This is a genomic window from Sphingobium sp. LB126 (assembly GCF_002795205.1).
GTDB lineage: Bacteria > Pseudomonadota > Alphaproteobacteria > Sphingomonadales > Sphingomonadaceae > Sphingobium > Sphingobium chungbukense.
This window is the reverse complement of the sequence record NZ_NETV01000002.1, coordinates 933,180-945,615: the sequence shown is the minus strand read 5'-3', so window position 1 is coordinate 945,615 and position 12,436 is coordinate 933,180. Positions and strand designations below refer to the sequence as shown.

Sequence of the window (12,436 nt, the reverse complement as noted above, 5' to 3'; positions counted from 1 at the left end):
GTCAGGCATGAGCAATGATGAGCCAGCGGCTGTGGCGGAAAGGGAGGTGAGCCTGCTCGCGTCCCTGCCATCCGGGTTGTTTATCGGCGGACGCTGGATCAAGGCCGTCGAGGGCCGTTCGTTCACGGTCCATGACCCGGCCACGGGCGCTCCGCTAGCGTCGGCCGCTGACGCATCGCCATTGGACGCGATGGACGCACTTGCTGCCGCCGATCGGGCGCAGAAGGGCTGGGCAGGGCAAAGCACCCGCGCGCGCAGCGACATCTTGCGGCACGCCTTTGACCTTCTGATCGGGCGGGCGGACGATTTTGCCCTGTTGATTTCGTTGGAAATGGGCAAGTCGCTTAAGGAGGCGCGAGGCGAAGTCGCCTATGCGGCGGAGTTTCTGCGCTGGTTTTCCGAAGAGGCAGCCCATGTACATGGTCGCTATCAGGTGGCGCCGAACGGCGGTTTGCGCCACCTGATCAGCAAACGGCCGGTTGGGCCATGCCTGCTCATCACGCCATGGAATTTCCCCTTGGCCATGATCACCCGAAAGGTGGGACCAGCCGTCGCCGCGGGTTGTACCATGGTCCTGAAGCCGGCCGAACTGACGCCGTTGACGTCCCTGCTGTTCGCGTCGCTCATGCAGGAAGCCGGGCTGCCCGACGGCGTGCTCAATGTCGTCACGACGACCCGGTCGAACGACGTGATGATGCCCTTGCTTGCAGACAAACGGCTGAAGAAAATCTCCTTCACCGGATCGACACGGGTGGGGCGCATATTGTTGGCGGCCGCGTCCGCCAACATCCTGCGCACGTCGATGGAGTTGGGGGGTAATGCGCCGTTCCTGGTCTTCGAGGATGCCGATCTCGACGCCGCGGTGGAAGGCGCCATGCAGGCCAAGCTCAGGAATATCGGACAGGCCTGTACCGCCGCAAACCGCTTCTATGTTCATGAGACCCTGGCCGCCGAGTTCACGCGGCGCCTGCACGCGAAATTCTCTTCGCTTCGCATGGGGTGCGGCACCGATGAAGATGATGTCGTCGGTCCGATGATCAGCGGCAAGGCGCGCGAGGATGTGCACAGGCTGGTCACCGAGGCTATCGAAGACGGGGCGACGCTCATCATCGGCGGCTTCGTTCCCGACGGGCCAGGCTATTTTTATCCGCCCACGATTCTGTGCGACATCAATCCGGCCTCGCGCATCGCCTCGGAAGAGATATTCGGCCCGGTTGCGGCAATCAGCCGCTTCGCGAGCGAGCAGGAAGCGATCGAACAGGCGAACGCGACAGAATATGGGCTCGCATCCTACGCCTATACGCGCGACCTGAGCCGTGCTCTGCGCCTGCAGGAGCAGATCGAGGCAGGCATGTTGGGCATCAATACCGGCCTGATTTCCGATCCCGCCGCGCCGTTTGGCGGCATCAAGCATTCGGGCATCGGAAGCGAGGGCGGGGTCGAAGGAATCGAGGAATATTTGACCACCCATTATGCGGGAATTGGACAAATGGAGGTCGCCTGAAATGCCGGGCCGCGCTCGATGGGCTGGCGCGGACCTGTGGTGAGAGGAAAAGAATATGCCGTTGAATGAAGCAACGCTGCGACGCATCGAGGACTGGAAGGCGATTGCATTTGAATTCGCTCCCCTGCTGATGGAGGAAGCCGTCGATCCGGCCGTCGTTGCCGACCTGCGCAAGCGCTACAATGATTTTCTGGCCCGCGATCCGGCGCCAGAGGGAGTTCGTTTTTCCGAAGTGGATATGGGCGGCGTGCGCGGCGTTCTTGCGACGCCCGAGGGAGCGAAGGACAATCGCACGCTACTCTACCTCCATGGCGGCGGGTATTTCAGCGGTGGGCCGGACGGCTATCATGGTATAGTCGGCCATTATGCGAAAATGCTGGGGGCCCGCGTCTACATGCCGGACTACCGCCTAGCGCCCGAACACCGCTTTCCCGCGCCGCTGGACGATAGTCTCACCGCTTACCAATGGCTGGTCGACACGGTAGGTGATGCGCGCCACATTGCCATATCCGGGGATTCCGCCGGTGGCGCGATGACCGTGTCCCTGATGGTGCGCGCGAAGCGCGCGAGCATTCCTCTCCCGGCAGGTGGCGTTGCGATCTCGCCATGGTGCAATCTGGAGATGAATAACCCGTCCTACCGGACGCGTGACGGCATCGATCCGCTCTGCACGCGGGACATACTGGTGCTGATGGCCCGCGCCGCCCTTGGATCGATCCGGCCCAACGATCCGGACGCCTCGCCGGTCTATGCCGACGTCCGCGGATTGCCGCCGCTACTCATCCAGATTGGCGAAAGTGAGGTGATGCTGGACGACAGTATCCAGCTCGCCAATCACCTTGCCCAGAATGGCGTGCGCACCAGCCTGGAAGTGTGGCCAGGCATGTTCCACGTCTGGCCGGTCTTTTCCAGCATCGTGCCCGAAGGAAGGCAGGCGCTCGAGAATGGCTGCGCTTTTCTCGACCGCTTGTTTTGACGGTATTTCAATATATGAATTAAATTTGATATTTGATATTTTAAGATAGTTTGTGCTATACTCGCCGAGTGGTGGGGCTTGGGAGTCCGTCGGCGGAACAATGAAAACCCGTCATCTCGACAGGTAGGAAATCGGATTCGGAGCGAGCGGAGGTGCTTCGCAACGTCAGGGTGTGCGCCTTGGCGAACCCTTGGTTTCATCCCGGTTTCCGGTCGAAACCAAAGCCTGGCTGCACGCTCGAGAGACAAGCGAGCGGAGTGACGCAATGAACAGAATGGGAGGATATATGTTGGCACAGCGTAATCACATCAAGGCGTTCGCCAGCCGCATCGGCATGGCGGCGCTGCTCGCGCTCAGTCCCGCCGGGCAGGCGTTTGCGCAAGAGGAAGCCGCCACCGACGATGGCGGCATCGCCGAGATTATCGTCACGGCTCAGAAGCGCGGCGAAAATGTTCAGAAGGTTCCGATCGCCATTACGGCGCTCAGTGGCGATGTTCTGGCGCAGCAGGGCGTCCGCAACAGTCTCGACCTGACCAAATCGGTGCCAGGTCTCCAGATCAACCAGCTATTCCAGGCGTCGAACCCGACGATTTTCCTGCGCGGCGTCGGCGTCAATGACTATAACGCCGCATCGTCCGGTGCGATCGGCATTACAGTCGACGAAGTGTTTCTCAACTCGGGCGTCGGTGCGCTTTTCGCCGTGTTCGACGTTGATCGGGTCGAAGTGCTGAAAGGGCCGCAGGGCACGCTTTATGGCCGCAACACGACCGGCGGCGTCATCAACTATACCACCAAGCGTCCGACCTTTAAGCCGGATTTCTCTGCATCACTGACCGGCGGACGTTTCGACCAGATCTTCTTCGATGCCGCTGGCGGCGGCGCAATCATTCCCGATAAACTCGCGGCGCGCGCATCCGTCACCATCAAGAAGCGCGACGGTTGGGCCGTGAATCTTCAGGATGGCCGCGATATCAACGGCATCAATAGCTATGCCGGACGCCTGCAATTTCTGTTTACGCCGACTGACATGATCGAAATTCATAACAAGATCGAGGGCGGCAAGAGCAAATCGTCGGCGCTGGGGCACCAGTCGCTCGGCACCTTCAATCCCACCGCAAATAGTCCATGCACTGGTCCTGAAATCCTCGCCCGCACGATCTGCGTCAACCCGATCAGCGGTTATCGGGCAAATGAGAATATCGACGAGTTCAACACCGATGTTCTGAACAATTCGGAATCTCTCGTAAACTTTGCCGATCGCTTGCAGATGAGCTGGAAGGGCGACAGCATCAGCGTGACGTCCGTCACCGGTTATGTCTGGAACAAGCGCAAGCTTAATCAGGACCAGGATTACTCGCCCTTTGCCGTCGCCTCCAGCCCGATCTGGACCGAGAAATCCGAACAGTTCAGCCAGGAACTGCGTCTGGCTTCCAATGGCGACGGACCGCTCAAGTGGGTTGCCGGCCTCTATTATCTGCGCGAAACTCTGCACAGTTTGACGGACTTCAGCGTGCTGCGTATGTTCAATCCGAACCCCACACAGCCCTATTTCGATCCCAGCATCCCGGTTGTCTATCTGGAGCGCGATTTCGCCCAACGCACGACCAGCAAGGCCATCTTTGCGCAGTTCGATTATCAGCTTTCCGACAAGCTCACCATGACTGCCGGTCTGCGTTACACCGATGATAAGAAAAAGCTGCGGTTCCAGACCTACGGCGGCCCGGTAAACGCGGACAGCAATTCGCAGGCGCGGTTGACACAGCGCCTCGTCGGCTTCGTCGATTCCGACCCGGCAAGTCTGGCGGTGGATGGCCCGGCTCGACGGGTGACGACGCTCAGAAAGCCGACCTGGCGTCTCGCGCTTGCCTACCAGGCGACGCCGACCGTCAATACCTACGCCAGCTATTCGCGCGGTGTGCGTGCGGGGGGCTATAATACAGGCGCCCTGTTCAACGATCTGGAATTCAACGCGGTCGATTCCGAGGCGATCGATGCCTTTGAAGTCGGCCTGAAGACCGATCTGCTGAACCGCCGTCTACGCTTCAACGCGGCTGCCTTCTATTATGATTACCGCAACATGCAGGTGTTCGGCATTGAAGGAAATCCCAATGGCGGCGTGCCGCTACAGCGGCTGCAGAATGCGGACGCCGAGATTTACGGCGCTGAAGTGGATATCCACGCGCGACCGGTGCGTGGCCTCGACCTGAATTTCGGTGCGGCCTATGTGCATGCCGAATATGCGAAGTTCATGGATGCCATCCGCGGTGATCTCAAGGGCAAGAGCCTCGACAAGGCTCCGCGCTGGCAGTTGACGGGCGGTGCGACCTACAGCACCGAACTCAGTGCGGACTGGACGGCCCGCATCGGTGCGGACTTCTCATACCAGTCCAAGGTCTATTTCAGCCCGAACAATGTTTCGCCTATGATCAGCGAAGGTCGTGGGGAAGTGAACCTGAACGCTGGAATACAGCACAGCTCGGGTTTCGACATCTCTGCCTTCGTGCGCAATGTCGGGAATAAGCGTTACCTCACCGATATGAACGACCTGTCGAGCCTGGGCTTTTATTTCCCGGTGTACAACGAGCCGCGCACATATGGTCTGACGCTGCGTTACTCCATGTAACGTCCGGACGGAATAGGAGCGCGCAATAGAGCGATTTCCAGTCAGATGGGATCATCTGACGGTTAAGAAATCGCGGTAAAAGAAAGAAATAGAGCGGTTTCCGATCTCATTCAATCAGATCAGGAACCGCTCTGATCTCACCTGCGGGTCGGTCTTACGGTCGGCCCGCTTTTCTCCTGGTTGAGGCGACGATATGGAAACCGGTTTCTGGACGTTCGACAGAGCGGAAGCGGTGCGTGCTGCGCTCGACTCTTCGCGCGAGTGGCGTGCAACAGCGAAATATTTTTCGATGGCGATCCGGCTATCCGATGGAATCTCTTCGATCATCTTGGACATTCGGAACGGCGCGCTTTCGACAGTGGGGACGGGTGACAGGGAAACGGCCATGAGCGTGTCCGGTCCACGGAGGGATTGGGAACAGGTGGCGGCAGGCGAACTCGATTGGTTTCAGGCACTGACGCCCGGGTACGGCGTCATGACTGTCGAGGGCGACCCCGTGTTCGTCATGCGCAACGTCAAGATCTTCTGGCTTCTCTTCGATGCCATTGCCAGGAGCGGTGGAACGCGACCGCCGCGGCAGTTTTCCCCCGCGCCTCTGTCCCCTCCGTGCGCGAGGACAGGGCGCTATCTCGAACTGGACGGGACCGACATCTATTATGAAGAGGCAGGCAGCGGCCCTGCAATTCTGTGCATCCATGCGGCAAGTCAGGACAGCCTGATGTATCGTCACGTGCTGGCCGCTCTGTCGGACCGCTATCGCGTGATCGCCGTCGACGCGCCGGGGCACGGTAAGAGCATGATGCCGGAGCGGGGGCCTTTATCGGATTTGACCGCTCATGCCGAATTCAACGAACGCTTTATCGAGCGGCTGAGTCTGGATCGTCCCGTCATCATCGGCTGTTCGATGGGCGGCAATCTGGTACTGGAACTCGCGGCGCGGCGGCCGGGGCGCTACGCTGCCGTCATTTCCTGCGAGGGAGCGGACCATACGCCGGGCCTGGACGATTTCGTTCTCGATATGCTGATGGTCAACGGGCACCAGTTGCTGGAATGCTATTCCCAGTCGCTGACCGGCAAGCGCACCTCACCCGACCGGGCGCGGGAAGTGATATGGCAACTCTGCCGATCCACGCCCGACATCATGCGAGCCGACCTCGGCGGCTATGCAGGGTTCGACAAAAGGACAGCCATGGGCGACATCATCGATCCCACGCTCCTCATTCGTGGTTCGGACGACTGGCTCGTCACGCAGCAACAGGTCGATGCCACCGCAGGCCGCATCGCCGGGAGTGAAGTCGCGATACTGGATGGTACGGGCCATTATCCGATGATCGAGAATCCCGTCGAATTCAATGCCGTTGTCCGCTCGTTCCTCAACCGGCACGTTATCGTCTGACCGCTACGGCCTGTCCGGAGTCGGCAGCGGAATGGCATCGGTCGGTCAAATCAGGGCCGCCCGCCAGCCGGCTCGCTCAAAACTCGTCGGGCTTCGTGGCGATCGTAGCGGCGACCAGCCCCATGCCGGATGATCAGTTGCGATCGGCCATGTTCCGGATGATCCAGTCCATGAAGGTGCGAACGCGCGGTTCGATGAATTTCCTGCTCGGATATATCAGCACGATATTGACCGAGTCATGGATGCCGGGAAGAACCGGGCGCAGGCTGCCCGTTGCGATATGTCGTTCCACCAGAAATTCCGGCAGCAAGGCGATCCCCAGTCCCTGCGCTGCGGCATCCCGGATAGCTTCGCCGCTGTCCAGCCGCAGGCGGCTACGACCGGCTGCCCTGACGACGCTTCCGTCTTCGATCCGCAGGCGCCAGGCCTGTTTTCGCGTCTTGCTGCTGAACAACAGGCATTCGTGCTGGGCAAGGTCCTGGACGGTGACAGGCTCGCCGTGCCGTTCGAGATAAGCGGGCGACGCGCACATCAGAACCTTGTACGAGGCAATGACGCGGGAGATGAGGCGACTGTCAGAATGGGTGACGCCGATGCGTATGGCAAGGTCGAACCCTTCCTCGACGATGTCCACGACCCGATCGGTGAGGGAGACCTCCACCTGCACATGGGGCCAGGCCTCCATATAATCCTTGAGCAGTGGAAGGATGACCAAGCGGCCGAAGGCGTCCGGGATGGTCATGCGCAGCAAACCGCGCGGTGTGCCTGCGTTGCCCGCAACGCTGGATTCCGCCTCGTCCACGGCCGCCAATATCCGAAGGCCATGGTCGTAAAAGGCGCGTCCCTCATCGGTGAGGCTGAGTTTTCGGGTGGTCCGGGTCAGCAGTCTGACCCCCAGTCGTTCCTCCAGGCGGGCAATGGCCTTGCCGGCGGCCGACCGGGTCAGTCCCATTGCCTGTCCCCCGCTGACGAAGCTTCCCGCGTCGGCAATGGCCATGAAGACGAGAATGTCGTTCAATTTGCTACGCGACATCGGATTTTGCGCCTCGTTCGACGATCAAGCGGGGCGCGGATGCCCACCCGGTCCGGTATATAAAAACATGTGCGACAGGCATATGCCCGTCGCACATGATGAACCGGATCGTCAAGAACCGGAAATCGGCGGCTATTGCTCCCCTCAACCGGGTATGCGTACCGTCATCTCGATTTCCAGTTGCAGTTCGGGCCCGGCCAGTGCGGCGACGCCGATGCCCGTCAGGCTCGGCTGGTTCCCGTCGAACAGGGCATGGACGTGCGGCCACAGTTCGCCCAGCCGTTCGTCCGTCAGATCGGTCATGTAGACCCGCGCGATCACGATGTCCTTGGCGGTGGCGCCGACCGCCCGCAGCGCGGCGCGACAGTTCCGTACGACAATCTCGGCCTGTCCGCCCAGCGTGGAAGGGATGGGTTGGCCATCGACGGACCATGCAACCTGACCGGAAATGAAGGCGAGCTTACCCGGCTCCACGATGGAAATCTGCGAATAGCCCGCTGCGCCCGCGTCGGGCAGGGACGGGGGGTTCATACGGCTAATGTCAGTTGTCATCTCAGGTCTCGCCTTGTTATGAATTGCAATCGGATGCCAGAAGTTCGTTTCGCCGCCGCGGCCAATGTACGCGGATTGGCCTGGAGCAGGTTTACGTGCGGCTGTTGACCGGATCGGATGCCTTCGACTCCTCCCGGGCTTGAGCGACGTCTGTTTAGTCGGCAATTCCAAATGCTGATACTGCTAGATGCAAGGCCGCTATATACCCGTAATTGCGCACGCCTCTTCTTATCTCTCTGCTCGGAATCTTCCGTTCGCCAATGCAGGAAGATTAAGCCATTTCTGCTCCGTCCTGTAACGACCTTTTGTCGAATCAGTGTCGAATTAAATTCGACAACGCAACTGCGCCATCTGATGGACGAACAGGCGAGGCACACCGCCTCGATCCGCCGGGAAGCGGGGAAGAGAAATATCTTGCCTGGGCGAGGGGGCGTTTCGCAAAGACCCGAGCGAGCTGGAGACCCGCAAAAACCGGGTAATTTCTGGCGAAGCGGGCTGGTTTGATGACGTCGAGGCTTCGGGGCGCAAGAACGGCATCGTTCGGAGCGATTTCCACGATGCCTGGCGTTGTTTTCGCCGGTTTGGCTGGCTTGCAGACAGAGTCAGCCCCTGCATTCCCGGCGTTCGTGGAAGATCAGGCGGTTGAAGTTGTAGGCCAGGTTGCAAAGGGTCAGTTTTGCCTCAGCGCGGGCCAGGCCGATGGTGCGGATGAACAGGTTGAACCGGTTCTTCTGATGCGCGAAGACATGCTCGACATGTGCACGGATCGAGGATTTGGCGGCATTGGCCCGTGCGGTTGCCTTCGACATCGGCTTGCCCATGGGTTTGCGGCGATGAATGCGGGACGTGAGCATCTGATCCGACAACCACTTCTCGTTGCGCCTGGATCGATAGGCACTGTCAGCCCATACCTCGGAACTGGTATTGTCCGTGCTGACGACCTGTCGGAGAAGACGCCCGTCCGCCGCTGACGCCGAAGTCACCGCCATGCCTCGGATGAAGCCGAAGCGTCGGTCGATGCTGATGTGAGATTTATAGCCGAAGACCGGCAGGGCGATCATGGGGAGCGGCGTCCCATCCGCCCGATACCGAACTTTCCCGCCGACCTTGAGGGTCCAGCGGGCGTCGGTATCTTTCTGTGCTGCCTTGTTCGGCTCGTCCGGCCAGATATCTCTGGCGCTCTTGCCCGACTTGATCGCTTCACGTTCGCCCTCGGTGTTCCGCTGTCTTGGTGCAGGCACCAGCGAGGCGTCCACGATCTGCCCGGACATTGGAATGTAGCCCTTCTTCTGGAGTTGCCAGTCAAAGGCCTTCATCACCCGCTTGAGCGTTCCCGTCTCGGTCAGGCGATTGCGAAAATGCCGGATCGTGTTCTCATCCGGCGTGCGATCCCCAAGCGACAGTCCCAGAAACCGTAGCCAACTCAGCCGATCGCGGATCATGAACTCCATCCGGGCGTCTGATAGATTATGCTGCGCCTGCAGGATCAGGGCCTTGAACATCATCACCGGATCGAAGGGTGGGCGTCCGCCTTTGGCTCCATCGCCATAACCAAGTCCTTCGACCAGCCACGCCCGGAAATACTCGAAATCCACCGTCTCCTGCAAAACCTCAAGCGGATCGCCCTCCTTGCTCAATGCCTCAAGGTGATCGCTCAAACTGAACAGGGACTTGGGATCCATAGCTGGCCTCCGTGATCGCGCGCCCTCAGTGAATCATTATAGCCGTCCAAACGCTACCGGTTTTTGCGGGTCTCCAGCTTGCGGAAAGCGGAAAATAGTCGGTTGGCGCCATGATTGACGGAAAGCCCGTCACGGGTTCATCTCTTGAATGGCTCTAAGCGTTATACGCGGGTTGCGCCAAGGAAAATTGCGCTCAATGGGGTTCGGCCAGACCATGCCCGTGTCCGGACAGGACGGCATCGACTTGGGCATTTCCGCTTTGCGGCACGATATCCCCGATCCGTGATGTGATGCCCTCCCAATTTTCCCGTATCTGGCCGATGTCCATGACCTGGTTCTGATATTTCATGCCTTGGGTCATTGTGACGTTAGCGGCATAGATATACCCGCCTCCGGCGCCGATAATCACGTTGCGAGGCGCGGTATCGCTGACGAGATGCAGCGCAGCCGGAACCACGAGTTCGGGCTCGAATATCGGCATCATCTCGTCAGGAAGGATGGACTCGGTCATGGCGGTAGCGGCGATTGGCGCGATACAATTGCAGATGATCCCGTATCTCTCCCCCTCCAGGGACAGCGTTTTCGCCAGCCCTACCAGCCCGAGCTTGGCGGCCGCATAATTGGATTGACCAAAATTACCGAAGAGACCGCTTGAGGAAGTGGTCATGAGAATACGGCCATAGTTGCGCTCGCGCATTCCGTCCCAAAAGGCCTTGGTGACGAGGAAGGCACCGTTCAGATGGATCGTCAGCACATCCGTCCAATCCTCGATGGTCATCTTGGAGAAAGTACGGTCGCGCAGGATGCCAGCATTGTTGATGACGATGTCGATGCCGCCCCATTCGCGGTTAATGCGGTCCGCCATGTCCGTCACGCCGGCAGGATCGCTGACCGAACAGCCGATTGCCATCGCTGTGCCCTGCGTGGTCAGGATCTCGTTCGCCACATTACCCGCCGCGCGCTCGTCGACATCATTGACGACAACCTGAGCGCCCAGTCGCGCGAGGCCGATGGCATAGGCACGCCCTAATCCTGTGCCGGCTCCGGTTATCAGAGCCCGCCTACCCGCAAAACTATTTGTCATCACACCATTCCCCTCAAAATCATCGCGATGTCGCGCGCGTCACGCCGTCCCATGCATGGTGACAAAATGCTCGCTCAACTGCGCCTTGAGCACCTTCCCCAATGCGTTGCGCGGCAGCTCATCCGTCAGCACCAGGGCGTGGATTCGCTGCATCCTGCCCAGTCGGTCATTTGCCCAGTCTCGGATCGCATCGGCGTCGACGCCCGGCGAAACCGCGATGACAAAGGCGACCGGCGTCTCACCCCAGCGTGTGGACGGGACGGCCACGACCGCGACGTCGGCGACCTGCTCATGACCCAGGAGCACGGTCTCCAGATCGCTGGGGTAAATATTGAACCCCCCGGAAATGATCATATCCTTCTTGCGACCACATATGACAAGGAAGCCGTCCGCATCGAAGCGCGCCAGATCCCCCGTCCGGAAATAAGGCGCGCCGTCCGGTCCCACCCAACGGGCAGCCTCGGTCAAGTCCGGGCGACCGTGATAATGGGTCATAGAGGATGCCGAACGGCCCACGACCTCGCCCACCTCTCCGGCTGCGACCTCCTTTCCGTCCTCCCCAATCAACCGGACATCATGACCGGGCACTGGGTAACCGACCGTGTGCAGTTTCGAGGGGTGGTCATGCGCGAACAGGAGCGTCGATCCACCGCCTTCGGTCAGGCCGTAGAATTCGATCAGCCCACCGGGCCATCGATCGAGTATCTCGCGCTTCTCCTCCGCAGCGAGATAGGCGGAAGTGACATATTTCATCCGGTAATCGCGAAGATCGAAGCTGTCGAAGTCCGGTCTCGCCAGAATTCGCCTGAACTGGACCGGGACGAGCATAGCGTGCGTGACCCGGTGCCGCTCCGACAGTTTCAGGAAAAGCTCTGCGTCGAACTTTTCCATCAACAGCAAGGTGCCTCCTGCCGCCAGCGTCGGGAAAACGGCCGTCAACGTGGTGTTCGAATACAGCGGTGTCGAGATCAGCATGACGGCATCGCTGTCAAAGCCGAGGAGTTGCGCCTGCGAATAGACGCCCGCGCGGAAGCGGTGCGAATGCACGATGCCCTTAGGCGCGCCGGTCGTGCCGGAGGAATAGATGAGATTGAATTCCGTGTCGGCGTCCGGGCGGGGGACGGGCTGACCCTGCCCGCCCTCGGCTGCGAGCCAGCGCGCCCATGCTTCCCCGGGAAGATCGGGCGACAAGGTGATGACGCGGATATCGCTGTCCTTCAATCCTGCAATGAGTTCGGCCGGACAGGGCGCACCGATAAGCAAATGGGTCGGGCCGCTGTCCCGGATCATCCTGTCCAACTGGCCCACCGCGGCCGCGACCGGAAGCGGCACCGCTGCCATCCCGTTTCGCAGCGCTCCGAGGAAGGCGATAAGATATTCGGCACTGGTGGCGGCGCAGATCGCCATGCGATCGCCCCGCCCCGCTCCATCCCGCCGCAGAGAGGCCGCTGCCCGGTCAACCAGGACATCCAGCTCGCCATAACCGATGTGACGATCGTCAATGAGGATGGCCGGGCGCTCGGGGGCAGAACGCGCGTGCTCGGCGATCAGCTCGGATAGAAAAATCACGTCGTTGCTCATGAACC

Annotated in this window: 10 protein-coding genes; 4 read left to right on the top strand and 6 right to left on the bottom strand. The window is 60.2% G+C overall.

Annotation, left to right across the window (positions count from 1 at the left end):
- Positions 1 to 7: 7 nt before the first annotated feature.
- The 3 genes from CAF53_RS20330 to CAF53_RS20320 all read left to right on the top strand — a co-directional run bounded on the left by CAF53_RS20330 (position 8) and on the right by CAF53_RS20320 (position 5,103).
- Entirely contained in the window at positions 8 to 1,504 is a 1,497-nt protein-coding gene (locus CAF53_RS20330) for an NAD-dependent succinate-semialdehyde dehydrogenase (RefSeq protein ID WP_100239383.1), read from the top strand.
- A gap of 55 nt (positions 1,505 to 1,559) precedes the next feature.
- A complete protein-coding gene (locus CAF53_RS20325; RefSeq protein WP_100239382.1) occupies positions 1,560 to 2,480 on the top strand; it encodes an alpha/beta hydrolase in 921 nt (306 codons plus the stop codon).
- A gap of 172 nt (positions 2,481 to 2,652) precedes the next feature.
- The gene (locus CAF53_RS20320; RefSeq protein ID WP_197707496.1) at positions 2,653 to 5,103 is read left to right on the top strand and encodes a TonB-dependent receptor; all 2,451 of its coding nucleotides are present in this window, start codon (positions 2,653 to 2,655) and stop codon (positions 5,101 to 5,103) included.
- Positions 5,104 to 5,217: 114 nt separating this feature from the next.
- Here CAF53_RS20320 and CAF53_RS27180 read toward each other — a convergent pair whose 3' ends face one another.
- Complete coding sequence (locus CAF53_RS27180) at positions 5,218 to 5,490, bottom strand: hypothetical protein (protein ID WP_157801317.1); 273 nt, start codon at positions 5,488 to 5,490, stop codon at positions 5,218 to 5,220.
- On the opposite strand from CAF53_RS27180, the gene CAF53_RS20315 reads away from it, so the two are divergent.
- On the top strand, positions 5,489 to 6,499 hold the full coding sequence (locus CAF53_RS20315) for an alpha/beta hydrolase (protein WP_157801316.1): 1,011 nt from the start codon (positions 5,489 to 5,491) through the stop codon (positions 6,497 to 6,499). The two genes, CAF53_RS27180 and CAF53_RS20315, sit on opposite strands and share 2 nt — an antisense overlap.
- A gap of 133 nt (positions 6,500 to 6,632) precedes the next feature.
- On the opposite strand, the gene CAF53_RS20310 is transcribed toward CAF53_RS20315, so the two are convergent.
- From CAF53_RS20310 to CAF53_RS20290, 5 genes are all read right to left on the bottom strand, one after another.
- Positions 6,633 to 7,532, bottom strand: coding sequence for a LysR family transcriptional regulator (locus tag CAF53_RS20310; protein ID WP_100239379.1), 900 nt, complete (start codon positions 7,530 to 7,532; stop codon positions 6,633 to 6,635).
- Positions 7,533 to 7,676: 144 nt separating this feature from the next.
- Positions 7,677 to 8,084 carry a RidA family protein gene (locus CAF53_RS20305; protein WP_100239378.1) on the bottom strand — a complete coding sequence of 136 codons (408 nt, stop codon included), beginning with the start codon at positions 8,082 to 8,084 and terminating at the stop codon, positions 7,677 to 7,679.
- A gap of 602 nt (positions 8,085 to 8,686) precedes the next feature.
- Positions 8,687 to 9,766, bottom strand: a complete 1,080-nt coding sequence (locus tag CAF53_RS20300; protein WP_100236968.1) for a transposase — start codon at positions 9,764 to 9,766, stop codon at positions 8,687 to 8,689.
- A 193-nt stretch (positions 9,767 to 9,959) separates the two neighbouring features.
- A complete protein-coding gene (locus CAF53_RS20295; RefSeq protein ID WP_100239377.1) occupies positions 9,960 to 10,850 on the bottom strand; it encodes an SDR family NAD(P)-dependent oxidoreductase in 891 nt (296 codons plus the stop codon).
- 39 nt (positions 10,851 to 10,889) lie between these two features.
- Entirely contained in the window at positions 10,890 to 12,419 is a 1,530-nt protein-coding gene (locus tag CAF53_RS20290) for a class I adenylate-forming enzyme family protein (protein ID WP_242443540.1), read from the bottom strand.
- Between the last annotated feature and the right edge of the window lie 17 nt (positions 12,420 to 12,436).